Below are 24567 nucleotides of genomic sequence, written 5' to 3'. Positions count from 1 at the left end.
CCGCACAAGTTTCTGAGTTGCGGAGAGCGCGCGCTTTGAGCGCCTTTATCCGGTCGTTTCTTTCGAAACTTCGGCTCTCCTCCATGCCTCGAAACTAACAGGAGGCACTCTGAACGCCGAAGCCATTCTTGATCTAATTAGATCAAAGCGATTCCTTGGTTATGGTGATGAAGCGAATGGGAGCGCGGTCCGGCTCGATCTCGGTCAAACCGATACGCCGTAGAATCAAATCGAGCGCACGCCGCGCCTGAGCCTCCGGCGCCTGATCCAGCACCACATCCATCGTGCCGTCTTGCAAGGCGATGCGCGTGTAATCGGTCAGTTCGTGCCCAACGAAGAACACATTGCGACCGTGCGGATGCCGGCGAAGCACCTCGATCAGGGCGGAGTTCGCGCCCCCGGCATTGTAGAGGCCGGCAAGATCCGGATACATCTCCAGCGCCGACCACAGCAGATCGGCGCTAAAGCGTTCCTCGTCGCGACCGAACCCAATCCATTCGAAAATGGAAGGCTCGGGAGATTCAAGAAAATAGTCCGAGAACCCGCGGATACGATCGCGATGCACCTGATAAATAGGATGGCAAATTGCAACGACCGGTCCGCTCGGACGGGCCATTCGGCAGAGAAACAGCGCCGCGGTCCGGCCGGCGGCATAGTTGTCAATCCCTACGAATTCTCCAGCGCGGTCGGAAGCGCGAGTGACGACGTGAACTACCGGCAAACCTTGCGCATTTACCTTTTCCACCGCAGCACTGATCACCGGATTGCTGGGCACCGCAAGAATCAGACCGGCACATGAAGGATCGGCAGAGCGAATGCGGCGCGCAATCTCTTCCGGCTTCATCTCGTCGGTGAAGCTACGGTGTACCACCACCAGCGGATCGAGGGTCGCGGCAATCCTCTCAAACGCCTTGGAGAGCCGCCGATAAAAGGTCGTTTCGGGGCGAACCATCAGCACTTCGATGCGCAGCAATCCCCGATGGGCATCGGGAAGCTTGCGCGGGTAGTTCAAGCTGCGCGCGGCAACCACCACCTTCTCGACCAATGCCGGGCGAACACCTCCACGCCCGTTCAGAACACGCTCGACCGTTGCTGTTCCCACTCCTGCATGGCGGGCTATGTCCCGATAATTCGGCTTGCTCACGTTTCGGATCCCTCGAATGGGGTTGGGCATCGTATGCTGCATTGCGGCAAGTATCGCTCCATCGGCCATGAATTCACCAAAACTTCGCGACAGAACGCTATTGCGGGTTGTCCGTCGGGCACGGAATACCTCTCGCAAGCGGCAAGTCGGCCGGCACTACCCTCCCATGTCTGGCGAGACTTTCACACGGGGATGACGGAACATGAAAGTTGTAGTCGAAAATACCGTCTGCTTGAACACAGGCGACGCGGCCATTCTTTTCGCGATCAGGCATATCCTGAAATCGATACTGGGCGAGAAAGTGGAATTGCTGGTGCTCGACAGCCAGCCGGAGGTCGCGGCGCGACTTTATCCGAAGGAACAATATCCCGATATCGAGCTGCGGAAACTCCCGTCGGAATCGATCTTCAAGTACAAATACGACGACAACACCGTCAAAAATGCGCTGAAGCAGGTCTATAACCAGGCTGCCTTCCACGCGCTCCGCCATCTCGGCAGCGGCAACTATCTCGACAGGCGCTTCTTCAGCGACGAGGACCGGAAGAGCCTTGCGCTCTACAAGGACGCCGATCTTGTGATCACCACCGGTGGCACCTATCTCGTCGAAAACTATTCGCTCGAGCGGCGTATCAACCAGTTCAAGCTCGGCGAGTCGCTTGGCAAGAGGACGATCTTCTTCACCCAGTCGCTCGGCCCGTTCGAGAAGCCTTACAATCTCCGGATGCTGCCGCCGATTTTTGCCCGTAGCCCGCTGATTCTCCTGCGCGACGTTCGTTCGCGCGACCATATCCTCGGTCTCGTGGACGATCCGTCGAAGTGCCATGTGGTCGCTGATTCCGTCTTTGCGCTTGCAGACGTTGAGCGGATCAAGGCGCTGCTGATGATCGGCCGCCCCGCACCGAGCGGTCGCGTCGGCATCTCCGTGCGGCACTGGCATTACGTCAAGGGCGGCGACGGCGGCATGGGCCGCTACATCGATTCCGTTCGCGAGATTGCGACGAAGCTCGTGCGCGACCACGGCAAGAAGGTCACGTTCATTTCGACCTGTCAGGGCGTACCGGAATATGCGCATGACGATTCGAAGACGGCGAACCTCATCGTCTCGGGACTGGCGCCTGAAATCGCCGAGCACGTGAACGTCGACGCATCGTTCCACACGCCGGAGCAATTGATGGCAATCGCCAAGGGCCTCGATTTCGTCGTGGCGACGCGCATGCACATGATGATCATGTCGCTTTGCACGGGTACGCCAGTGCTGCCAATCGCCTATGAGTTCAAGACCAAGGAAGTCGCCAAGCGCGTCGGCGTCGACGATGTCCTGCTCGACATCGATACGGTCACGCCGGAAGAGGCGAGCAGCAAGCTCGACCGCTTCGTCGGCAATCTCGATCACTATCGCGAAGTAAGCCTCAAGGCCGTGCTCGAGGAGCACGCCTCGGCGATGTCGGCGGCGGATCTCCTCCGCCCCCTGATCGAAGGCCTATCGGCGAATGGCGCCGACGGCCTTCGAAAGGACGTCGAACAGGACTTTGCGCGGCTGGCGTAGAGCAAGTGCGAAGACGAGCGCCAGCCCGTAGTTGAGGCAGATCGCGGAAGCGAGGGCGAGGAAGTCCGATGAACCCGCCAGCGCTTCCGGCAGCATCCGATAGCAGATCCAGGCGGCCAGGGCCGACACCAGAAAGAGGCCCTGGACGTAAAGGAAATCGATCGCCGAGACTGGCCCCACCCGCTGCAGGAGCCAAGCAAGTACTGGAACGCGCAAGACGTAGCCGCTAATCGCATAGGCGGCCGCGACACCAATCGCGCCCCATTGCAGGCCGACTACAAAGGAGAGCACCGTCGTCAGCGATGAGTATATGCCCCAGCGGAACATCGTCTTCGTCTCGCCCTGGCAGATGAAGATCCAGCCCGTGGTGCTGGAAACCGGCTGCATCAGGCTCGCGATGCCGAGCCATGCGAAGATCGGGGCGACCGGCAGCCACTGCTCACCGAAAAGAATGCTGACGGTAGGCTCTGCGGCCGAGGTCACCGCCGCAATGCCGGGCATGGTGACTGCCGCGAGCAACCAGTTTGTGCGCAGGTAGATATCGCGAAAGCGGGGCTTGTCTTCCTGGATGCGGCTCATCAGCGGGATCATCACGCGCGACAGCGGCTGCGTGATGTTCTGCAGCGGGAACAGGAGAAGCTTGTAGGCGCGGTCGTAATAACCGAGCTCGATCGGTCCGGAAAACTTGCCGATCAGGACGTTGTCGAGATTGCGCGAAAAGAAGTTGACGAGGTTGAAACCGGTGAGATTGGCGCCGAACGAGATGATGTCGCGGTCGATTGCAAATGCCGGCCGGCCGGGCATCCAGCGCGTCGCCCACCACGCCGCCAGGAGCGCGACGGCGGCAGACGCCGCGGGCCCGATGACAAGCGACCAGTAGCCCATCCCGAGATAGGCGGCCGTTGCGGTGACCAGAAGGCCCACGACCGCAGCGTAGACATCGTTCAACGCCAATTGTCCGAATTTGAGATGCCGGTTCATCAAGGCGAGCGGAAGGGCGGCCAGGCTGCCGAGCAACAGCGGAAGCGCGGCGGCAATCGCAATGGCCGTCATGCGCTGGTCGCCGTAGAAAAAGGCAATGGCGGGCGAGAGGACGACCACGACCAGGGTGCAGACGAGGCCGACGAGGGTACTTATCCAGAAGACCTGATTGAGCTCTCTCTCTCCGATCTCCTTGCGCTGGATAACCGCCTGTTGAAGCCCAAGATTCTGAAAAAGCCCGACGAAGGCGACGATCGGGCTGACCGATGCGACGAGGCCGAAGTCTTCCGGCGCGAGCAAACGCGCGAGCACGATGACGGAGACGAACTGAACGACCATACGAATGGCCTGGGCGCCACCTGTCACCAGTCCGCCGCGAAGCGCGAGGCGACCGAATTGGATGTTTTCTGCGTTCAAGCGACTTGCCTCGCTCCGGCGAACCGACTGACGATTTCGGCGAAATCGTTGTCGAGTGCCTCCATGTCGAATTCGGCCTCGACCTTCTTTCTTGCTTGCAGCGCTATGCGCTCGCATTGCTCGGGATGCTCCGCGACGAAGCGCAGCCGGTGCGCGAGCGTCCCGACGTCCTTTTCGTCAGCGAGGAAGCCCGTCTCCTGATCCTCGACCAGTTCCGGAATGCCGGAGTGATTGGAACTCACCACCGTCAAACCGGCTGCCATGGCCTCCATCAGCGCCACGGGAATGCCTTCGACATCGCCGTTCTTGGCGGTGACGCTCGGCAGCACGAAGGCGTGGGAGCGCCGGAGCCATTGCTTGACGTCCTTGTGGGCAAGGCTGCCAAGGAAGGAAACGCGACCGGCGATGTCGAGTTCGGAAGCCAGCGCCTCGAGTTTTTGCCGCAAGGGGCCGTCCCCGATGATCGTGTAGTGCCAGTCGAGTTCCGGCGCGTCGGCACGAACTCGTGCGAGCGCGCGCAGTGCGTATTCCACCCCCTTTTTCTCGGCCAAGCGGCATACGGAAATCAATTGCAGCGGCACGCCGCGCCAGGATCTCCATCCATAGGAAATGTTTCGCAGATCAATCCCCATATGGTGCACGGCGACCTTGGCTTGCGGCGCCCCGGCGTCCACGAGAACGCGGCGGAAATAGTCGTTCACGGTCAGGTTGAGAGTGCCGTATTCGAAGAGGTCATTGTATCGGCCGAGGCCACGCTCGCGCAGCGGGACGCCGACATCGTAGCCGTGGAAGATCGTGACGATCGGAGGTTTCAGCCTCTTCCATTTCTTCAGCCGCGCGGCGCGGGCGCCGTTATGTCCGAAATGAGCGACGACGACGTCGCATTCGTTCAGGCGAGCGACCGACGACAGATCGAGCGCTGTGGAGACCTTGTCGCGAAGTCTCGCCGGCAGGCGCCCGACGGTCGGACGCGTGCGCGCCGCCGCACCCCACCAGTCGCGGGTTCGTGCGAGAAGCGTCGCAAGCGGCTCCTGCTCGCGGTCCGCGAAATTATAGTCCGAGATCCCGTTACAGACGACATCGACGGTAAAGCCGCGCCGCAAGAGGCCGGCCATCTGGCCGACGACGAAGGTTTCCGAAAGCGACGGAAACTGACCGACTATGAAACCGACGCGCATTTTGCCGGTCTCAAGAAGCCTTGAGTGCAGAGGGGCGGCTCGCGGCAGCGCGATCCAGGACCTCGAGGAATGCCGCAAACTGGCGTTCGGGCTGCATGAGCGGGCGCGCGGCGAATTTCGAGGCGGCCGCCGACAGCCGTTCGTATTCGGCATCGTCGCTCCAGAGGCGGCGGATCGCTCCGGTCCATTCTTCGAGCGGTCCATCGTGGTCGAGAAGGATGCCGCCTTCGCCGATTGCCTCCGGCAATCCGCCGCGCGTCGATCCGACGACCGGAATACCGCTGCAATGGGCTTCGGACGCCACGCGTCCCCAGGCCTCTTCCCATTTGCTCGGCGCAAGCAGGATCTTCGTCCGCCCATAAACGGTCTTCATATCGCTGGTGCGGTTTTCGAGCCGCACGTGCTTCAACGGCGCGATGATCTTCTCGATCTCTGCCCGATGGTCGTCGGCGAGCTTCCAGCTTTCGACGAACAGGAAAGGAATGTCGGGGCATTGTTCGGCGATGCGGACCGCCAGCTCGAATCCCTTTTCCTTGTAGGGGTTGATGAAGGTCACGTAGTTCCGCGTCGTCGGCGTTTTGTAGGTTTCGGGATTGATCGTCGGCGGGATGACCACCGAATCGATGCCGTATTTCTGCTTGTAGGTGCGGGCGGTGAATTCCGAATTGGCGATGTAGTAGGCGCCGGTCAGTTCCCTGAGGTCGCCGGCGAGTTCGTGAAACTCGACGTTTCTAAGATAGATGACCAGCGGCACATTGTGCACCTGCAGCGCCTTTCCGATCGGGACCGATTTGTGGCACTGCACAACCGCAACGTCGGGGCGGAGCTTGTTGACGGCGAAACTTGCCGCCTCCCAGGGGTGCCAGGCCCGAACGACGGGATAGCCGGGAAAGCTGTCCATGACGCCGCGCTCCCCGGACAACTTGAGTTTCACGCGCGCCTTGAAGCCGAACATGCCGTCGCCGAATAATGCGGCCAATACGCCGGCCTCGTGACCACGGTCACGCAATTGCTGGACGAGGTGGTGCGTGCTCGACTGAACGCCGCCGCTGAACTCCGGATAATAACCGTTTCCGCCGGCAAACAGAACTTTCATACCACTGTTCTCCTTCATAGAGACGTTTCACCGTGACCGCTGGCGTCTCACCCGAACGGGCGAGGCGAAAGGCATCAACTCCAGAATGACGGCAATTGTTGGGTCGGTCGCTCCTGGGTGGGCGCAACCTGCGATATCAGGCCGCGCGTGGGCGAAGGCCACCGGGCTGGCGCGAGTGCGCGCGCGTTTCCGAAGAGGTGTTCATCCGGCCGCAAGAAAACAGTCCTCCACCGAGCAGGGTGACCGTACGAGACAGGTGCGCAGCATTGCTGCACTGCAGCAGAGAGTGTCATGGCGGAAGCGGATAGTCAATGAACCTACCCGGTCGAGTTAGCTCGAACGGGTATGGGCAGACACCCGAACCGCTTGCTTGACGCCGCGGCCTTTCGAGCCTCAAATCGGCCTCAGAAATAAAAAAAACGACGGGCGGGTGCATCATGGCCGAGGACGAACCGGTACTGGAGACCAAACTGACCTCCACCAAACGGCGCTGGGCGGCGGATGGCAAGTTCCTGACCGGGCGCGTCGCCCGTCCGGAGACCGACCGTCTTCCCCCTGGCCAGCACCTCGTCAAGGACTGGCCGGTTCTGGATCTCGGGCAGCAGCCGCACATCGTGCTGGAGACGTGGCGGCTTGACCTGACGGGCCTCATCGAGAACCCGCTGTCGCTCGACTGGGCGGCGTTTCAGTCGTTGCCGCGGAGCGACAGTCTCTCCGACATACATTGCGTCACGACCTGGTCGCGTTACGACAATCGCTGGCAGGGCGTGCTGACCCGCGACCTGCTCGACCGCGTGATGCCAAAGCCCGAGGCAGAATACGTCATACTGACGAGCTATGACGGCTATACCACCAATCTTCCGCTCGTCGATTTTGCCGCAGAAGACGCGATCCTCGCGACAAGTTGGGAAGGCGCTCCGATCAGCCGCGCCCATGGCGGTCCGATGCGCCTCATCGTACCGCACCTCTACCTCTGGAAAAGTGCCAAGTGGCTGAGGCGGATCGATTTTCGCGCTGCCGACATGGCCGGCTTCTGGGAGCGGAACGGTTATCACATGCGCGGGGATCCTTGGCGCGAGGAGCGCTATTCCGGCGATTGATGCGGGCCCCTTCCTGAGTGCAGCCGGTGAATTTTGCTGCTACAGTCATCGGTTGAGGGCATCATCTACAGCGCCGCGCGTCCAATCGGACGCGCAAAGGTCGCTGTAGCGCTTTGAATTGCTGTATGATTTTGTCCTTAAATCGATTCCGATTTATGCAATCATGCAGAAGCGGGCAATCATTCCAGTCGCCGGAGGAAAGCATGCGCAGTCTGAGCGTGAAGAGCCTGTCCCTTGCTTTGATATTCGCGCTTGTCGCGGTTTCACCGTGGAGGGCCCAGGCGGCGTCGCCGGAGCCGATCAAAGCCGAGCACGGCATGGTCGTTACCGCCCAGCATCTCGCGTCCGATATCGGCGTGGAAGTCCTGAAAAGGGGCGGCAACGCGGTCGACGCGGCTGTCGCCGTCGGTTATGCGCTCGCCGTCGTCTATCCGACCGCCGGCAATATCGGCGGCGGCGGCTTCATGACCATCCGTTTCAAAGACGGCAAGACCACGTTTCTCGACTTTCGCGAACGTGCGCCACTCGCCGCCACCAAATCCATGTATCTCGACGACAAGGGCGATCTCGTCAAAGGCTTGAGCACCAATGGCTATCTCGCCGTCGGGGTGCCCGGCCCGGTGATGGGTTTCGAGCACGCGCGCAGCCGCTATGGCACGCGCCCGCTCGAGGAACTGATCGCGCCGGCGATCAAGCTCGCCAAGGAAGGCTTCGTGCTGGAGCAGGGCGACGTCGACTCTTTCGACGGTAAAACGGAGCGGTTGGCGAAGGACCCGGCGGCAGCGGCGATCTTTCTGAAACCGGACGGCAAGCCCTTCGCGGTCGGCGAGAAGCTTGTCCAGGCCGATCTTGCGGCCTCGCTGTCAAGCATCGCGGAGAAGGGTCCGGACGCCTTCTACAAGGGCGCGATTGCCGATGCGATCGTCAAGGCGAGTGCGGAAAAGGGCGGCATCCTCGCCAAGAAGGATTTCGAGCAATATGCCGTTCGCGAGCTGGAACCGGTGAAATGCAACTACCGCGGCTATGACATCGTTTCCTCGCCGCCGCCGTCGTCGGGCGGCGTCATCATCTGCGAGATCCTCAACATCCTCGAGGGCTATCCGCTCTCCTATCTCGGCTACGGTTCGGCGGAGACGGTCCATGCCATGATCGAGGCCATGCGGCACGCCTATGTGGACCGCAACACCGCGCTCGGCGATCCGGATTTCGTCGAAAATCCTGTCAGCAAACTCGTCGACAAGGCCTATGCCAAGGAGATCCGCGAGAAGATCGAACCCTTCAGGGCCGGCGTCTCACAGGCGCTGATGCCGGCAGGTTTCACCGAAAGCAAGGAAACGACCCACTATTCGATCATCGACGACGAGGGCAATGCGGTCGCCGTCACCTATACGCTGAACGGCTCCTTCGGCGCGGGTGTGGTGGCACCCGGAACCGGGATCCTGCTCAACAACGAAATGGACGATTTTACCGCCAAGCCCGGCGCGCCCAATCTCTATGGTCTCGTCCAGGGCGAGGCGAACGCGATCGCGCCGGGCAAGACGCCGCTCTCGTCGATGAGCCCGACGATCATCTCCAAGGACGGCAAGCCCTTCATGGTGATCGGCAGTCCCGGCGGCGCGCGTATCATCACCATCACGCTCGAGGCGATCATCAACGTCATCGACCACGGCATGAACATTCAGGAAGCGGTCGACGCGCCGCGCCTCCACCATCAATGGCTGCCGGACAAGGTGTTCATGGAGCCCTATGCGCTCTCGCCGGATACCCGCAAGCTTCTCGCCGCCATGGGCCATGACGTCGAGATCGACGAAAACTGGATGATCTGGGGACAGGCGACCGGCATCCTCGTCGGCGGCGAAAACCTGACGGAGATCGAGGCCGGCGGCGGCGCCCGCTACAACGGGGCCGTCGACAGCCGCATTGGGGCAGGTGCGGCGAGGGGATATTAGCAAAGACACGGTGCCGGCATTGCCGGGGTGCCACGCCCTAGTTACCCTCTGGTGGAAATACTCCAGGAGCGCGATAGGCTGCAGCCGGGCATTACTGCTCCGTCAAGTCGTCCTACTGAATTTCGGCCAGATCGCCGCGCAGCAGGCCATACATTGCGGTGTCCCAGCGTTCGTCGCCGACCTTCACCGACGAGCGGCGTACGCCTTCCTCGATGAAACCGAGGCTGAGATAGGTGCGGATCGCCGCGCTGTTGAAGGTATACACGTTGAGCTTCAGCCGCTCGAATGCGGGAACCGCAAAGACACGCTGAACGACGAGCCGTAGGAAGGGACAGGCGAGCCCCTGGCCGCGAAAGAGCGGATTGACCGCGATCCGGGCGAGGCGCGCGACGCCGTTCCGCCAGTCGAGGGCGACCTGCGCATGGCCCGCAACGGCGCCTCGCACGACGCCGGAAAAGATCCAGCGCTTCGGCTCCGAGCCGGCCGTTTCGGCGACCATCGCCTCGATCTGTCGCTTGTCGAGCGGAAAGCGGACATCCGGTCCGCCCCACTGGATGAGCGATTGCAGTGTCGGGAACCAGCTCGGCAGGTCCCGGGCATGGTCTTCCGCGAAATCTTCGAGCTGCAGTTCTGTTTCGGACATGACGGACGACAGGGATGAAAACGCCGGTGCCGGGCATTCTCGCGATCGGTCGGTGAAAGTAAAGCGCCGCTTCCTGGCACAGCGTTCAGCCAGTCGGCATCGCCACTTCGGCCGCCTCGCGGATGGTCTGTATCAGGATGGCGAGCGGCAAGGACGGAATCGCATCAGTGCGCATGGTGAGGCCGACTGGCCCCTTGGTCTCGCTGGTGTCGATCGGCAAAGTCGCCAGGAGGCCGTCTTCGACATCGGTCGCGACGACGCCGGCCGAGATGATCCAGATCGCGTCGCTCGAGCGCACGAAGGCGCGACCGAAGGAATCGGAGACGGTCTCGATCTGGTTCGGCAGGCTGGCAATGCCGTTCGCAATCAGGAGCCGCTCGACGAAGGGACGAATGATCGAGGCACGGGTGGGCATCAGAACGGGGTAGTCCCCGAGATGGGCGAAGATCGATTGCTTGCCAGCGATGAGCGGGTGGCCTGGGCGTACAGCGAAGACCACCTGTTCGGAATAGAGGTGCTCGAAGGAAAATCCGGTCATCTTGTCGGGCGCGGCGAGCCTGCCGACGACAAGGTCCAGGTCGCCGACGCGCAACTGCTCCAGCAGCACCGCGTTTTCTCCGGTGACGATCTTGGTGCGGGTGCCGGTTTCCTCCTTGAGAAAGAGCGCCATGGCGCGGGGCATGATGCGGGTGGAAACGGTCGGCAGCGCCCCGACCCGGATCGGCGGACCTTCGCCGGACCGTTCCTGCGAGACCGAGTCGAGCCCCTGCCTGAGCGCTGTCAGCGCGGCACCGGCATGGCGGAGAAAGACCTCGCCATAGCGGGTGATCCTGATGCCGCGCCCCTCCCGCTCGAACACGGCGACGCCCAGCACCTCCTCCAGTTCGCGGATCGTCTTGGTAACCGCCGGCTGACTGACATGCAAGATTCCGGCCGCTTTCATCACGCTCTTCTGGCGCGCGACCTCGACAAATGTCTGCAGATGGCGAAACTTGATGGCATGGTTTTTCAACAATGACGCGATCTCGTGAAATGATCAATAAATTCAACGAGGTGTATAGGCTCTTCGTACATTGGCGGAGTCGCTTGCTCTCTCATTTTTGGCACTATTTCAGACAATCTAGTTCCCGATAGCTCACTTGGCAAAGACTAGATGCGCGAAGTGGGTTGGGTCGCCTCTGTATCGGCAACAAAGACCGCCGATCGGGCCGCTTGCGCCGCGAAAAATCGAGACGGACTGATCCAAACCGCTTGACACATCCGGCAGGCTTTCATCTTGACGTATGATGCATCATGCGTGTTCAATGCCGGAAAGATGATGAGCAGAGGCAGGGCTGGCCGCCTTCAGTTCAGCAGGGTCGGGTGGGTTTGCGGAATGTACGATTATTGCATCATCGGGGGCGGCATCGTTGGCCTGGCGGTCGCCATGGCGCTGCAGGAGAGGATGCCCGGCGTCAGCATCGTGCTCCTCGAAAAGGAACGCGAACTCGCGCGCCATCAGACGGGTCACAACAGCGGTGTGATCCACGCCGGAATTTACTATGCGCCGGGCTCCCTGAAAGCGAAGCTCTGCCGCGAGGGAGCGGAGGCGACCAAGCAGTTCTGCACCGAGAACGGCATCCCGTTTGAAACCTGCGGCAAATTGCTGGTCGCGACGAACGACGCCGAGATGCAGCGAATGGACGCCTTGGAAGAAAGGGCGCGCCAGAACCGCATCGAATACACTCGTCTATCAACACCGCAATTGCGATCGGACGAGCCGAATATCGCCGGCCTGGGCGCCCTGCTCGTCCACGCGACCGGGATCGTCGACTATTCGGCCGTGTGCCGGGCGATGTCAGGGCGCATCGAGGCCCGTAGCGGCGAAATTCGGTGCGGGGTCGAGGTCACCGCCATCCGCGAGCGGGACCAGAGCGTGCGGATCGAGAGCGCATCCCATCGCATCGAAGCCCGCAAGCTGATCGTCTGCGCCGGCCTGCAGTCGGACCGTATCGCCCTCATGGCCGGGCTCAGGATCGATCACCGGATCGTTCCGTTCCGCGGGGAGTATTACCTGCTCCCGGCGTCGAAGGCCGGCGTAACGCAGCGCCTCATTTACCCTATTCCCGATCCTGACCTGCCGTTCCTGGGAATTCATCTGACGCGGACAATCGATGGAGGCATGACCGTCGGTCCCAATGCCGTGCTGGGCTTTGCGCGCGAGGGCTATCCCAAAGGGAGCTTCGCCCTGGCCGATGTCTGGACTATGGCGGCATTTCCCGGCTTCTGGAAAATGGCGGCGCGGAATTGGCGTTCGGCCATCAGCGAATTTGCCAATTCGGCGTCGCGGTCTCGCTATCTCAAGGAGTGCCGGAAATACTGCCCGTCGTTGACGCTCGACGACCTCACTGCCCTGCAAGTCGGCATTCGTGCGCAGGCGGTCATGGCCGATGGCAGCCTTGTCCATGACTTTCTCTTCAAACAGACCGAACGGATGCTCCACGTCTGCAACGCGCCATCGCCGGCCGCGACGTCCGCAATTCCGATCGGTCGAATGATCGTGGACCGCCTGCTGCAAGGTGGCCCTTCCCCAACGAAACCATCGGAGACGTTTCATGGAACTCATGCGTAACTTCATCGGCAACGAATGGACCGAAGGATCGTCGAGGATCCGCAACATCAACCCGAGCGACACGAGCGACGTTATCGGGCTCTATGCGTCCGCCGACGCGGCTGCGACCAACACCGCAATCGAAGCGGCCGCAGCGGCCTCTTTCTCCTGGTCACGTTCCACGCCCGAAGTGCGCTCCGACATCCTCGACAAGATCGGCACCGAGATTCTGGCGCGCCGCGAAGAGCTCGGCACGCTGCTCTCGCGCGAGGAAGGCAAGATCCTGTCGGAAGGTATCGGCGAAGTCGTCCGCGCGGGCCGTGTCTTCAAGTTTTTCGCAGGGGAGGCGTTGCGGCTCAACGGCGAGCGTGTCCGTTCCGTGCGCCCCGGCGTCGACATCGATGTGGTTCGCGAGCCCGAAGGCGTGATCGGCCTCATCACGCCCTGGAACTTCCCGATCGCCATCCCGGCCTGGAAGATCGCGCCGGCGCTGGCCTATGGCAACTGCGTGGTCTTCAAGCCGGCGGAAATCGTTCCCGGCTCGGCCTGGGCGCTCTCCGAAATCATCTCGCGCTCCGGGCTTCCCGAGGGTGTCTTCAATCTCGTGATGGGTCCCGGTTCCAAGGTCGGCCAGGCCCTCGTCGATCATCCGAAGGTGCGCGCCATCAGCTTCACCGGGTCGGTGCCGACGGGCAGCCGCATCGGTATTGCCTGCTTCCAGAGTGGGAAAAAGGTCCAGATGGAGATGGGTGGCAAGAACCCGCTTGTCGTCCTGAACGACGCCGACCTGGACCTCGCGATCAATACGGCAGTCAACGGCGCGTTCTTCTCGACCGGCCAGCGCTGCACCGCGTCGAGCCGGCTGATTGTCGAGGACGGCATTCACGACAGGTTCGTCGAAGGCGTCGTCGCCAAGCTCTCCAAACTGCGCGTTGGGCACGCGCTCGACAAGGCAAGCGAGATCGGCCCCGTCGTCAGCGAGAGCCAGTTCGAGCAGGATCTGGACTATGTTCGCCTGGGCAAGGAAGAAGGCGCGCGGCTGGCATTCGGTGGTGAGCGGCTGAACCGCGAGCATCCGGGCTACTACATGTCGCCGGCGCTCTTTGTCGAGACGAGCAACGACATGCGCATCAATCGCGAGGAGATCTTCGGGCCCGTCGCAACCGTCATTCGCGCCAGGAACTACGACGACGCCCTCGAGATCGCAAACGACACGCAATTCGGCCTGTCGTCCGGCATCTGCACGACCTCGCTGAAATATGCAGAGGACTTCAAGCACAAGTCCGCCGCCGGCATGGTGATGGTGAACCTTCCGACGGCCGGCGTCGACTATCATGTGCCGTTCGGCGGCCGCAAGGGCTCGTCCTATGGGCCGCGCGAACAGGGTGCTTATGCCCGCGAGTTCTATACGTCGGTCAAGACGGCGTACACCCTCGCATGAGACAGAAGAGGGGCCGGTGCGGCAAGCGGCGGCCCTTCCCGCAACAGCCCCGGAGTCGCTCTATTCAGGGCCCCTGGACCTTGTCCAGCAGCACTTTGCCCCCGTTCAGAATGTCGCTCATGATGGCCTCGGCGGCATCCTTCGGACGATGGCGCTCCAATGACTTGAGGACGGCATAATGGTAATCGATCATATCGCGACCGCCAGCAAGATAGACATCGGCGATCAGCGGGCCCATCTGCAGCCAAAGCCGGCGCAGGATGCTGTGCAGGGTGGGCAGCTTCGCGATTGTCGCCAGTTGGAAGTGGAACGCCTGGTTTAGCTCGGCCCCGGCCAGGCGGTCGCCCTCCGCCAGTGCCTTTTCGTTTGCATCCAGGATCCTCCTCAGATCCTGGATATCTTTCTGGCTCGCCACCGAAGCGGCTGTTTCCGCCGCCAACGCCTCAAGCCGGAGGCGAATAGCCCTGATTTCCAGGTATCGTGCCTTGGTCATGTGCGGGATCTGGATGTTGCGGGCGGTCTGGAAAACAAGTGCGTCGTCGTGGCTCAAGCGAAGAATAGCGTCTCGCACGGGCGTCACGCTCGTGCCCAGCTGCTCGGCAAGATCGCGAATCTTCAGACGGTCGCCGGGGTTGAATCGGCCCTTCATCAAGGCGTCGCACAGCGTTGCATAGACGGTATCACTCAGGTTCGCGTGGTTCAGGACTTGCAGCTCGTCCATTCCAGAGGATCCTCGCACTTCAGGCAAAAACTTGATGTATCATACATGGATTCAGTCGGTGTTCGAGCGGGTCCAAGGGAGCCCACCCAGTTTTCCTCCTCAATACTTATGAGCACGACTTGCTTATGAGTCGCGAGGCTCGCGTCAGTTCCGGCAGTCGCCATTGTGACAACGATGTCACCAACCTGGAGACGTTGCGTCAAGGCCCACTAGCTCGCAAGTTGCAAAAGCGAGCAGTGGGTGTCGGGGCACATGACATTGATCGTCCCGCGTTCGCATGGCGATGACGGAGCGCCAGCCCATTACGTGCCAGGGTCGACATCCTTCACCTGTGTCAGGAGGCCCTGGCCTCCGCGCTCGATATCCTCACGGATGGCATCGCGCGCTCCTTCTCCGTCGCCGGCCCGTAGCGCCGCGATTACGCGCAAGTGTGGATGCGGCTCCCAGTCCGGCAGCCCGGCGTCGTAGAGATGCGACAGGATCGGCCCGCAGCGTACCCAGAGGCTTTCGACGATATCGTAGACGATCGGCATGCGCCCAATGCGGCACAGGCTCAGGTGGAACTCGGTATTAAGGTCGACGGCCTTTTCGAACTGCTGCGAAAGATGGCACTGCGAGATTTGCCGATGGATAGCCTCCAACCCGTCGATTTCCTGCTTGGACGCACATCTGGCCGCTGCCGCTGCCGCGCGCCCCTCCAGATCGGTCCGAACCGCGCGGATCTCGAGCAATTGGCCGAGCGTGAGGGTGGGGACAACCACGGTTCCGCGTGCGTCGAGGGCCAACGCTTTCTCGCTCACGAGCCGCAGCAGGGCCTCGCGCATCGGCGTGGCGCTGATCCCGAATCGTGCCGACATCGGCCGCAGGCGCAGGAGTGCGCCCGGTCGCAACTGCCCGCGCATCAGCGCCTGGCGCAGGTCGGAATAGGCGCGATCGCTCAGGTTCTCCTTGACGATCGGCTGCACCCAATCGGCCTCTTCCAGGGTCTTCGCACTATTTTCTTGCAGGCTTCTTGACACGCGTCACCTTCTTCGCAGATAGTGTTATAACAAATTACATATATCACAAACTTCGGCTTGTGCGAGCAGAAATCGTACACAGGGACGGGCGAGGAGGCCAGTCGCCGAAGCAAAAGCGGAGGACAAGCATGATCGCGCTGCGCAAGACCGTGGCCGCGTTTGGCGCCGAGCTCGTATCGCTCGGTGCTGCGCAGGCGCCCGGCAATGGGGAGCTGGCCATCGAGGTGGCGGCCGCCGGCATCTGCGGCAGCGATATCCATGCCTATGAGTGGACAGCTGGGTACGAGTTCATGACTGCAGTCATGCCGGTCACGATCGGCCACGAGTTCTCCGGCGTGGTGCAATCCGTCGGGGAGGGGGTAAGCGGCTTTCGAGCCGGCGATCGCGTCACCTGCTGGCCGACAAAGACCTGCGGTAAGTGTCATGCCTGCAGCGCCGGGCGGCCGCAGGACTGCGGCAACCGCAGCATCATCGGTCTTCACTGCGACGGCGGCTTCGCCGAGAGGGTCACGGTGCCGGCTGCCAACTGTCGCCGTATTCCCGACGGCCTCGATCTCCAGATTGCCGCACTGACCGAGCCGCTCTCGGTCGCCGTCAACGCCGTCGACGTCGCCGATCTAACGCCCGGCGACCGCACTGTCGTCCTCGGGCCGGGACCGATTGGCCTCGGCATTGCCTGGGTTGCTGCAAACCGCGGCGCCAATGTTTTGCTGGCCGGCTTCAACGACACGGTGCGCCTCTCCCTCGCCCGCGAGATGGGCATTGCTCACATCGCCGATCTTGCGGAAACCAGTCTTGCCGAGGCCGTTGCCGAGACCTTCGGCCAGCCGGCGGATCGCGTGATCGAAGCCACGGGCGTTGCCCAATCGGTCGCCGACGGCCTCGCGGTGCTGCGCTCCAGCGGCATTCTGGTGGCCGCCGGCATCCACTCGAGGCCGCTCCAGCTCGACCTCACCCGCTTCGTTCGCGAGAAGAAGCAGATACGCGCGGCTCACGACACGACATCGACGGCGCTCGAGGAGGCAATCCGATTGCTTGCCGAGAATGCCAGGACGCTCTCGCGCCTCATCACCCATCGGCGACCGCTATCGCAGGCCGTCGAAGCCTTCGAACTCGCCCGCAGCCGGCAGGCGGTGAAAGTGCTGCTGCTTCCCGGTGCTTTGAACCAGCAAATCAATGGAGAAGAGGCATGAGCGCCACCACCCGTGCCGTCATCGCATCCAGGCCCGGCGGGCCTGAGGTTCTTCAGATCGTCGAGCGGCCGCGCCCCGTTCCCGGCGAAGGCGAGATGCTCGTGCGCGTCTGCGCCGCCGGCATCAACCGACCCGACGTGATGCAGCGTCAGGGTAACTATCCGCCCCCGCCGGGTGCTTCCGACATACTCGGGCTGGAGCTCGCGGGCTTCGTCGAAAGCCTCGGGTCCGACGTGCGCCGCTTCAAACCCGGTGACCGGGTGATGGCGCTGGTCCACAGCGGCGCTTATGCCGAATGGGCGGTCGTGCAGGAGGCTTCCGCGCTTCCGGTGCCGGAGGGCATGTCCTTCGTGGAGGCCGGCGCCTTTCCCGAAACCTATTTCACGGTCTGGAGCAATGTCTTCGAGCGGGCGGGCCTGAAGCCGGGCGAGACGCTGCTCATCCATGGTGGCACGTCCGGCATCGGCACGACGGCACTGTTGCTCGCGAAGGCCTTCGGCGCCAAGGTGATTGTCACCGCCGGATCGCCCGAGAAATGCGAGGCGTGCCTGAAACTCGGCGCCGATGGCGCGATCGATTACCGCCGCCAGGATTTCGTGGCCGTTTCGAAGGAGCTTACAGGCGGTCGCGGCCCCGATGTCATCCTCGACATGGTCGGCGGCGACTATATCGCCCGCAACCTCGAGGCCGTCGCCGTCGATGGCCGCATCGCCCAGATCGCCTTCCAGAAAGGCTCGAAGGCGGAAGTCGACTTCCTGCCGCTCCTGATGAAGCGGATCACACTCACCGGTTCGACGTTGCGCGCCCGCCCGCTCGCCATGAAGGCGAAGCTTGCTGTCTCGCTCGAGGAGCACGTGCTGCCGGTTCTTGCGCGCGGCCAGGCGCGGCCGCTGATCGACTCCACCTATCCCTTTGAAAAGGTCGCCGATGCCCATGCCCGCATGGATAGCGGCAGCCACACCGGCAAGATCGTTCTCGTTATGGACACGCAGGCATAGGCCTGCCCTCCGAAAGGCCAGGAAAGGAAATGAGCATGAACGTTATGAGCAGGTCACAGGCGACATCGAGCGCCGACAACATGACCGGCGCCCATCTGCTCGCCGCAGCCCTTCAGCGCCACGGCGTGAGGGAGATCTTCGGCCAGAGCATTCCCTCGGCCCTGTTCCTGGCCGCGCCCGACTACGGCATCCGCCAGATCGGCTACCGAACCGAGAACGCTGGCGCCGCCATGGCCGACGCCTTCGCGCGGGTCTCCGGCAAGGTCTCCGTCGTCACCGCTCAGAACGGGCCGGCGGCGACCCTCCTGGTGCCCGGCCTCGCCGAGGCGCTGAAGGCCTCGATCCCGGTCGTCGCGATCGTACAGGACGTTTCGCGCCGCTTTACCGACAAGAACGCCTTCCAGGAACTCGATCATCTTGCGCTGTTTTCGGGTGTCGCGAAATGGGTCCGCCGCGTGGCCGATCCGGCCCGCATCGACGACTATGTCGACATGGCCTTTACCGCCGCCGCGACCGGCCGCGCCGGCCCCGCGGTCCTGCTCGTCCCGCTCGACGTCCTGGACGAGCGTCCGGAGATCGACCCCGCACAACCGCGCCGCAGCGCGAGCCTTGGAACGTTCCCGCTCGACCGCACCGCTGCAGATCCGACCCGGATCGCCGAGGCCGCGAGTCTTATCGCAAAGGCCAAAGCCCCGATCGTGATCGCCGGCGGCGGCGTGCATGCCTCGCAGGCATCCGCGGAGCTCTCTGCTTTGCAGGCGCTCGGCCTGCCGGTCGCAACCACCGTCATGGGCAAGGGCTCGGTCGACGAGACCCATCCGCTCTCGCTCGGTGTCGTCGGCTATTTCATGGCCCCGCGCGGTCGCACATCGCATCTGCGCAGCCTCGTGACCGAGGCCGACGTCGTGCTTCTTATTGGCAACCGCACCAACCAGAACGGAACCGACAGCTGGTCGCTCTACCCGAAGGGCGCGACCTATATCCATCTCGACGTGGACGGTGGCGAGATCGGCCGCAACTACGAGGCACTGCGCCTTGCTGGCGACGCCAAGCTGACGCTCGCGGCGCTGAAGCAGGCGCTGGAGAAAGAGGACCTGTCGGCACTTTCGACTCGCCGGAAGGCGCTCGAGGAGAAGATCGCCACCGGCCTTGCCGCCCATCGCGAGGACATGAAGAAACTCGTCGACATGGACGCAGCGCCGCTGCGGCCGGAGCGCCTGATGGCCGATCTCGACAGCGTGCTGACGCCGGAAAGCATCGTCGTCGCCGATGCCAGCTATTCGTCGATCTGGATCGCCAACTTCCTGACCGCCCGCAAGGCCGGCCAGCGCTTCATCACGCCGCGCGGCATCGCCGGCCTCGGCTGGGGCCTTCCCTATGCGCTCGGCGCCAAGGCGGCGCGTCCGGACGCGCCGGTCGTCTGCCTCACCGGCGACGGCGGCTTCGGCCATGTCTGGTCGGAGATGGAGACGGCGCGCCGCATGAAGCTGCCGGTCGTCATTATAGTGCTGAACAACCAGATCCTCGGCTACCAGAAACATGCCGAGCTCAGCCTGTTCGGCAATTTCACCGATGTCTGCGACTTCGAGGCGGTCGACCATGCGGCCATCGCACGGGCCATTGGCTGCAACGGCGTTCGCGTCGACCGGCCGGAAGACTTCCTGCCGGCGCTGAAGGAAGCACTCTCGCGCGACGAACTCACCGTCATCGACGTCATCACCGACGAGCGCGCGCATCCGCCGATCACCAGCTTTCAGGGGAAGGACGCCCTGAACTACTGAGACCTTGAGACCATCGTAACCAACGGCACTTCCGGGAGGAGAACATGAAACTGTCGTATCTTCTGAAGACTACCGTCGCAGCCATTGTGCTGTCGGCAACCGCTGCGCATGCCGATGTGAAATTCGGTGCGCTTTATCCCTTCAGTGGCCAACTCGCGCTTCTCGGGGAGGAGAGCGCACGCGGTCTGGAGATCGCGGTCGACGAGATCAATGCAGCCGGCGGCATCCAGGGCGAAAAGGTCGTCCTGGTTCGCGGTGACGCGGTCGACAACAACCAGGCGATCGGCGAGGCCCGCCGCCTCATCTCGCTCGAGCAGGTTGCGGCGATCTTCGGCACCTATTCGTCGGCGCGCTCGATCGCGGCAAGCCAGGTTGCCGAGCTTTCCGGCATTCCCTATTTCGAACTCGGTGCCGTCGCCGACGAGGTGACCGGACGCGGCCTCAAGTACCTGTTCCGCACCAACCCTTATGCCGCCGACATGGGCAAGATGATCGTCGACATGGTCGCGGACAAGATCGCACCTGGCATCGGCAAGAAGCCGGAAGAGCTGAAGATCGGCATCATCTACGAAGACTCGAGCTACGGCACCTCCGTGTCGACGCACCAGGCCAACTACGCCAAGGAGAGGGGCCTGAACGTGGTCGTTTCCTCCGGCTATCCGGCGGCGACCGTCGACATGTCCTCGTTGGTGCTGGAGCTGAAGCAGGCCGGCGTCGACGTGGTGCTGCAGACTTCCTACCAGAACGACTCCGTCCTGTTCCTGCAGCAGGCCAACGAGGCCGGCTACAAGCCTGCGGCCGTCATCGGCGGTGGCGGCGGCTACTCCATGCAGCCGACGGCCGATGCAGTGGGCCATGACGTGATCGACGGCGTCCTCGACGTGGACTTCACCCAATACCTCGTCAACACCAAGGCGACGCCTGGCCTCGAGGCCTTCATCGAGGCCTACAAGGCGAAGTACGGCAGCGTGCCGCGCTCCGGCCATTCGCTGAACAACTATGTCGGCGCCAAGGCCATTCTCGAAGCGATCGGCAAGGCGGAGGGCTTCGAGCCTGACACCCTCGTCGAGGCGGTCAAGGCCATGGACATTCCCGACGGTGCGACCGCCGCCGGATACGGCATCAAGTTCGGCGAGAACAACCAGAACGAACGCGCCGCTATGATGGGTATGCAGTGGCAGGGCGGCAAACTCGTCACGGTCTATCCCGACGCCGCGGCGACTGCGCCGATGCAATTCGCCGACTGAGGCGACCTCCCGAGCGGAAGGCGCAGCAGGTTGGTTGCGCCTTCCGCAGCTGTTCTCCTTGTTTCGCACGCTGCGGCCGGGTCGGTCTCGTCCCGTTCGCCGTGCCCAACAGACAGTGAGGCGTGATGGACACGTTTTTGCAAGTGCTTGCCAGCGGCCTGATGCTCGGCGCCCTCTTTGCCATCGTCAGTATCGGCCTGACCCTGATCTTCGGGATCGTCAAGGTCGTGAACTTCGCACATGGCGAGTTCCTGATGATCGGGATGTACCTTGTCTACCTGATCACGGCCAAGCTGGGTCTCCATCCGCTCCTAACCGTCGTGGCGGTCGCGCCGCTCTTGTTCCTGGTGGGCGTCGCCACGCAGCGCTTCATCATCCAGCCGCTGATGAGTGCGCGCGACGACCATATCCAGATCTTCGCCACAGTGGGTCTCTCCACGGCACTGATCAACCTGGCGCTCCTGATCTTCGGCGCCGATATCGCCAACACGCCTCCGGGCGGCCTGCGCATGCCCATTCAGATCGGGCCTGTCCGCGTCCTGCTCGGGCAGGTGATCATCCTGCTCGCTTCCGCAGCACTCGTGGTCGGATTGCAGATGTTCCTGCAGCGGACGCAGATGGGCCGCGCCATTCGCGCCGTGGCACAGAACCGCGCCGCCGCCCAGCTCATGGGTATCAATGTCAACCGCATCTACATGCTGACCTTCGGCATCGGCGCTGCCTGCGTAGGCTTTGCTGCCGCCATGGTCGCACCCCTCTATCCGACATCCCCGACCATCGGCACCTACTTCGTGCTGACCGCCTTCGTGGTGGTGGTGCTCGGCGGCCTTGGCTCGATCGGCGGCGCCTTTGCCGGTGCGATGATCATCGGCCTGATCGACAGCTTCGCCGGCTTCTACATCGGATCCGATCTGCGTGAGGTCGCCGTCTTCGGCGTGTTCCTGCTGATCCTGATCCTCAAGCCATCGGGTCTCTTCAGCGAGCGACTCAACCTCTCGCACGTATCGCCATGAGGAAAGCCATGACAGATACCACGCTCGACAACACCGTACCCGCCGCGCGCATGAACCCGTTTCCGCTGAAGAAGGCTGCGGCACTCGGCGCGCTCTTGCTGGCGCTGCTGGCGGCTCCGATTGCGATCGGCGACCAGTTCATCTCGCACATCTTCATCACCATCTTCATCTTCGCCGGCCTTTCGACTGCCTGGAACATCGTCGGCGGCTTTGCCGGGCAGCTCTCGCTCGGTCACGCGATCTTCTATGGCATCGGGGCCTATGCCGGCGTGATGCTGATGAACATGGGTATCTCCCCCTGGCTCGGGATGTTCGCCGGTGCGGCGGTGTCCGTCGTCGTCGCCGTTGCGATCAGTTATCCCTGCTTCCGCCTGCGCGGTCCGTTCTTCTCGCTGGCGACGATCGCGTTCCTCGAGGTATTCCGCGTGCTCGCGCTGCACTTCCGGGAGTTCACCGGCGGCGCCACGGGTCTGATGATCCCGCTGAAATTCGGCTGGGAGTGGATGGTCTTCCGCGACCGCACGCCGGCGCTTCTCATCGCCTTCGGCATGCTGGTCGTGGCGCTCGCCGTCGCCTGGTGGATCCGTTCGCACCGCCTGGGTTTCTACCTGGTCGCCACCCGCGAGCGCCAGAGCGCTGCCCAGGCCGCCGGCGTGAACACCGTCAAGGTGCGCCTGATCGCGGTCTCGGCCTCGGCCGCGCTCACCGCTTTCATCGGCACGTTCCACGCCATGTACCTCACGTTCATCGAACCGGCGGCGATGTTCTCGCTCACCATGTCGATCCAGATCGCGATGTTCGCGCTCATCGGCGGTCTCGGTACCGTCGTCGGACCACTTGTCGGCGCCTTGTTCCTCGTGCCACTCTCCGAACTCGCCCGCGGCTGGCTCGGCGCCCAGGCGCTCGGCCTGCACGGCTTCGTCTACGGCGTCGTGCTGGTTCTTGTCGTGCTCTTCATGCCGAACGGCCTGATGGGCATCCTCGCGCGTTACTTCGGCAGCGCCGCACCGGAGCGTGGAAGCCAGTCGGCTCCGGTTGCCGCAGCCCCTCGCGTCGCCGAGCGTCCGCCGATCGGCAACGACATCCTGGTCGCGGAGCATCTGGACAAGCACTTCGCCGGCCTGCACGTCACCAATGACGTGAGTTTCTCGCTGAAGGAAGGCGAGATCCTCGGCCTGATCGGCCCGAACGGCGCCGGCAAGACCACCGTCTTCAACATGCTTTCTGGCTTCCTCAAGCCGGACAGCGGCTCGGTCAGGGTTCGGGCCGAGGACGGCTCCTGGCAGGCGCCGCTGACGCCGGGGGATTTCGCTGCGATCGGCGTCGGCCGAACCTTCCAGATCGTCCAGCCATTCGCGGCGATGACGGTCGAAGAAAACATCATGGTCGGCGCCTTCCACCGCCACCGCGACGTCAACGACGCCCGCGAGGCGGCGCGCGAGACAGCATTCCGCATGGGTCTCGCTCCCTGGCTCCACTCCGAGGCGAGGGGGCTCACCATCGGCGGACTGAAGCGGCTGGAAGTCGCCCGCGTCATGGCCATGAAGCCACGAATCCTGCTCCTCGACGAGGTCATGGCTGGCATCAACCAGACCGACGTCCGCCGCGCCATCGACCTCATGCTCTCCATTCGTGACAGCGGCGTCTCGATCATCGCCATCGAACACGTGATGCAAGCGGTGATGTCGCTGTCGGATCGTGTGGTGGTGCTGAACTCCGGCCAGATCATCGCCGAGGGCAAGCCCCAGAATGTCGTGCGCGATCCGCAGGTGATCGAGGCCTATCTCGGAAAGGAATTCACCCATGCTCAGGCTTGAAGGCATTCACGCCGGATACGGCGCGACAACCATCTTGCACGACGTCTCGCTCGACGTTCAGGCGGGCGAGGTCGTAACCATCGTCGGAGCCAACGGCGCCGGCAAGACGACGACACTGCGCACCATCGCCGGCCTGATCAAGCCCACCGCGGGACGTATCACCTTCGAGGGGCAGGATATCACCAGGCTTCCCGCGCATGAGGTCGTCGATCTCGGTATCACGCTCATCCCGGAAGGCAGGCAACTCTTTGCGGACATGACCGTGCATGAAAACCTGCTGATGGGCGCCTATCGCGCGGAAGCGCGCGCGAAACAGAAGGATACGCTCGACCACGTGCTGTCGCTCTTTCCCCGCGTGCGGGAGAGGCTGAACCAGAGCGCCGGTTCTCTTTCCGGGGGCGAACAGCAGATGGTGGCGATCGCAAGGGGCATGATGGCGCGGCCGAGACTGCTGATGTTCGATGAGCCGTCATTGGGTCTTGCGCCGATCGTCGTGCAGCAGGTCTTCGACGTCATCGATACGATCGTCAAGACGGGTGCCACGGTGCTGATCGTCGAGCAGAACGTCTTCCATACGCTCAAGGCCGCCGACCGCGGCTATGTCCTAGAAAACGGCGAGATCGTCCTTTCGGACAGCTCCGATGCGCTGCTTACGAACGATCACGTCCGTCAAGCCTATTTGGGAATTTGATG

At 62.8% G+C, this 24567-nt stretch carries 20 protein-coding genes; 12 read left to right on the top strand and 8 right to left on the bottom strand.

Going from position 1 to position 24567, the window contains the following annotated elements:
- Positions 1-142: 142 nt before the first annotated feature.
- A complete protein-coding gene (locus QN224_RS08415; protein ID WP_283976275.1) occupies positions 143-1144 on the bottom strand; it encodes a LacI family DNA-binding transcriptional regulator in 1002 nt (333 codons plus the stop codon).
- A gap of 202 nt (positions 1145-1346) precedes the next feature.
- On the opposite strand from QN224_RS08415, the gene QN224_RS08410 reads away from it, so the two are divergent.
- Positions 1347-2690 (top strand): polysaccharide pyruvyl transferase family protein, encoded by a 1344-nt coding sequence (locus QN224_RS08410; RefSeq protein WP_283976274.1) that lies wholly within the window; start codon positions 1347-1349, stop codon positions 2688-2690.
- Here the strand turns inward: QN224_RS08410 and QN224_RS08405 are convergent.
- Genes QN224_RS08405 through QN224_RS08395 form a run of 3 tightly spaced genes read right to left on the bottom strand, consistent with a single transcriptional unit; the run spans position 2625 to position 6362 of the window.
- Complete coding sequence (locus tag QN224_RS08405; protein ID WP_283976273.1) at positions 2625-4088, bottom strand: lipopolysaccharide biosynthesis protein; 1464 nt, start codon at positions 4086-4088, stop codon at positions 2625-2627. The genes QN224_RS08410 and QN224_RS08405 overlap by 66 nt on opposite strands.
- Positions 4085-5266 (bottom strand): glycosyltransferase, encoded by a 1182-nt coding sequence (locus QN224_RS08400; RefSeq protein ID WP_283976272.1) that lies wholly within the window; start codon positions 5264-5266, stop codon positions 4085-4087. The genes QN224_RS08405 and QN224_RS08400 overlap by 4 nt, the downstream gene beginning before the upstream one ends.
- Positions 5267-5276: 10 nt before the next feature.
- A complete protein-coding gene (locus QN224_RS08395) occupies positions 5277-6362 on the bottom strand; it encodes a glycosyltransferase (protein WP_283976271.1) in 1086 nt (361 codons plus the stop codon).
- 437 nt (positions 6363-6799) lie between these two features.
- On the opposite strand from QN224_RS08395, the gene QN224_RS08390 reads away from it, so the two are divergent.
- Together QN224_RS08390 and ggt are read left to right on the top strand one after the other, a co-directional pair.
- Positions 6800-7462, top strand: coding sequence for a sulfite oxidase-like oxidoreductase (locus tag QN224_RS08390; RefSeq protein WP_269286565.1), 663 nt, complete (start codon positions 6800-6802; stop codon positions 7460-7462).
- A gap of 203 nt (positions 7463-7665) precedes the next feature.
- Entirely contained in the window at positions 7666-9411 is a 1746-nt protein-coding gene (gene ggt, locus QN224_RS08385; RefSeq protein WP_283976270.1) for a gamma-glutamyltransferase, read from the top strand.
- 112 nt (positions 9412-9523) lie between these two features.
- Here the strand turns inward: ggt and QN224_RS08380 are convergent, their stop codons facing one another.
- Positions 9524-10054: a GNAT family protein gene (locus QN224_RS08380; RefSeq protein ID WP_283976269.1), complete on the bottom strand. Its 531-nt coding sequence runs from the start codon at positions 10052-10054 to the stop codon at positions 9524-9526.
- Between the two features lie 85 nt (positions 10055-10139).
- Positions 10140-11066 carry a pca operon transcription factor PcaQ gene (gene pcaQ / locus QN224_RS08375; RefSeq protein WP_283976904.1) on the bottom strand — a complete coding sequence of 309 codons (927 nt, stop codon included), beginning with the start codon at positions 11064-11066 and terminating at the stop codon, positions 10140-10142.
- 363 nt (positions 11067-11429) lie between these two features.
- Between pcaQ and lhgO the strand changes: the two genes are divergently transcribed.
- Positions 11430-12665, top strand: coding sequence for an L-2-hydroxyglutarate oxidase (lhgO, locus tag QN224_RS08370; protein WP_283976268.1), 1236 nt, complete (start codon positions 11430-11432; stop codon positions 12663-12665).
- Positions 12649-14085: an aldehyde dehydrogenase family protein gene (locus QN224_RS08365; RefSeq protein ID WP_283976267.1), complete on the top strand. Its 1437-nt coding sequence runs from the start codon at positions 12649-12651 to the stop codon at positions 14083-14085. The genes lhgO and QN224_RS08365 overlap by 17 nt, the downstream gene beginning before the upstream one ends.
- A 64-nt stretch (positions 14086-14149) precedes the next feature.
- Here the strand turns inward: QN224_RS08365 and QN224_RS08360 are convergent, their stop codons facing one another.
- Positions 14150-14806, bottom strand: a complete 657-nt coding sequence (locus QN224_RS08360) for a GntR family transcriptional regulator (protein ID WP_283976266.1) — start codon at positions 14804-14806, stop codon at positions 14150-14152.
- A 302-nt stretch (positions 14807-15108) separates the two neighbouring features.
- The gene (locus QN224_RS08355) at positions 15109-15825 is read right to left on the bottom strand and encodes a GntR family transcriptional regulator (protein WP_283976265.1); all 717 of its coding nucleotides are present in this window, start codon (positions 15823-15825) and stop codon (positions 15109-15111) included.
- A 128-nt stretch (positions 15826-15953) separates the two neighbouring features.
- Here QN224_RS08355 and QN224_RS08350 point away from each other — a divergent pair, with 128 nt between their 5' ends.
- The 7 genes from QN224_RS08350 (at position 15954) to QN224_RS08320 (ending at position 24565) form a co-directional block, all read left to right on the top strand.
- The gene (locus tag QN224_RS08350) at positions 15954-17018 is read left to right on the top strand and encodes an alcohol dehydrogenase catalytic domain-containing protein (protein WP_283976264.1); all 1065 of its coding nucleotides are present in this window, start codon (positions 15954-15956) and stop codon (positions 17016-17018) included.
- Entirely contained in the window at positions 17015-18016 is a 1002-nt protein-coding gene (locus QN224_RS08345; protein WP_283976263.1) for an NAD(P)H-quinone oxidoreductase, read from the top strand. The genes QN224_RS08350 and QN224_RS08345 overlap by 4 nt, the downstream gene beginning before the upstream one ends.
- Positions 18017-18051: 35 nt before the next feature.
- On the top strand, positions 18052-19797 hold the full coding sequence (locus tag QN224_RS08340; protein WP_283976262.1) for an acetolactate synthase catalytic subunit: 1746 nt from the start codon (positions 18052-18054) through the stop codon (positions 19795-19797).
- Positions 19798-19841: 44 nt separating this feature from the next.
- The gene (locus QN224_RS08335; protein ID WP_283976261.1) at positions 19842-21044 is read left to right on the top strand and encodes an ABC transporter substrate-binding protein; all 1203 of its coding nucleotides are present in this window, start codon (positions 19842-19844) and stop codon (positions 21042-21044) included.
- A gap of 125 nt (positions 21045-21169) precedes the next feature.
- On the top strand, positions 21170-22057 hold the full coding sequence (locus tag QN224_RS08330; protein ID WP_283976260.1) for a branched-chain amino acid ABC transporter permease: 888 nt from the start codon (positions 21170-21172) through the stop codon (positions 22055-22057).
- A gap of 50 nt (positions 22058-22107) precedes the next feature.
- On the top strand, positions 22108-23874 hold the full coding sequence (locus QN224_RS08325) for a branched-chain amino acid ABC transporter ATP-binding protein/permease (protein WP_283976903.1): 1767 nt from the start codon (positions 22108-22110) through the stop codon (positions 23872-23874).
- Entirely contained in the window at positions 23861-24565 is a 705-nt protein-coding gene (locus QN224_RS08320) for an ABC transporter ATP-binding protein (RefSeq protein WP_283976259.1), read from the top strand. Before QN224_RS08325 ends, QN224_RS08320 begins: the two co-directional genes overlap by 14 nt.
- Positions 24566-24567: the final 2 nt, after the last annotated feature.

The sequence above is a fragment of the Sinorhizobium sp. 7-81 genome, assembly GCF_030124405.1.
Classification (GTDB): domain Bacteria; phylum Pseudomonadota; class Alphaproteobacteria; order Rhizobiales; family Rhizobiaceae; genus Sinorhizobium; species Sinorhizobium psoraleae.
This window is presented reverse-complemented; position numbering and strand designations above follow the sequence as displayed.

Bases quoted from the DNA above. Each gene is read 5' to 3' on its own strand.
- QN224_RS08360 (WP_283976266.1), bottom strand. From the start codon at position 14,806: ATGGACGAGCTGCAAGTCCTGAACCACGCGAACCTGAGTGATACCGTC.
- QN224_RS08330 (WP_283976260.1), top strand. From the start codon at position 21,170: ATGGACACGTTTTTGCAAGTGCTTGCCAGCGGCCTGATGCTCGGCGCC.
- QN224_RS08380 (WP_283976269.1), bottom strand. From the start codon at position 10,054: ATGTCCGAAACAGAACTGCAGCTCGAAGATTTCGCGGAAGACCATGCC.
- QN224_RS08390 (WP_269286565.1), top strand. From the start codon at position 6,800: ATGGCCGAGGACGAACCGGTACTGGAGACCAAACTGACCTCCACCAAA.
- QN224_RS08410 (WP_283976274.1), top strand. From the start codon at position 1,347: ATGAAAGTTGTAGTCGAAAATACCGTCTGCTTGAACACAGGCGACGCG.
- ggt (WP_283976270.1), top strand. From the start codon at position 7,666: ATGCGCAGTCTGAGCGTGAAGAGCCTGTCCCTTGCTTTGATATTCGCG.
- QN224_RS08345 (WP_283976263.1), top strand. From the start codon at position 17,015: ATGAGCGCCACCACCCGTGCCGTCATCGCATCCAGGCCCGGCGGGCCT.
- lhgO (WP_283976268.1), top strand. From the start codon at position 11,430: ATGTACGATTATTGCATCATCGGGGGCGGCATCGTTGGCCTGGCGGTC.
- QN224_RS08320 (WP_283976259.1), top strand. From the start codon at position 23,861: ATGCTCAGGCTTGAAGGCATTCACGCCGGATACGGCGCGACAACCATC.
- QN224_RS08350 (WP_283976264.1), top strand. From the start codon at position 15,954: ATGATCGCGCTGCGCAAGACCGTGGCCGCGTTTGGCGCCGAGCTCGTA.
- QN224_RS08325 (WP_283976903.1), top strand. From the start codon at position 22,108: ATGAACCCGTTTCCGCTGAAGAAGGCTGCGGCACTCGGCGCGCTCTTG.
- QN224_RS08335 (WP_283976261.1), top strand. From the start codon at position 19,842: ATGAAACTGTCGTATCTTCTGAAGACTACCGTCGCAGCCATTGTGCTG.
- QN224_RS08400 (WP_283976272.1), bottom strand. From the start codon at position 5,266: ATGCGCGTCGGTTTCATAGTCGGTCAGTTTCCGTCGCTTTCGGAAACC.
- QN224_RS08395 (WP_283976271.1), bottom strand. From the start codon at position 6,362: ATGAAAGTTCTGTTTGCCGGCGGAAACGGTTATTATCCGGAGTTCAGC.
- QN224_RS08340 (WP_283976262.1), top strand. From the start codon at position 18,052: ATGAACGTTATGAGCAGGTCACAGGCGACATCGAGCGCCGACAACATG.
- QN224_RS08365 (WP_283976267.1), top strand. From the start codon at position 12,649: ATGGAACTCATGCGTAACTTCATCGGCAACGAATGGACCGAAGGATCG.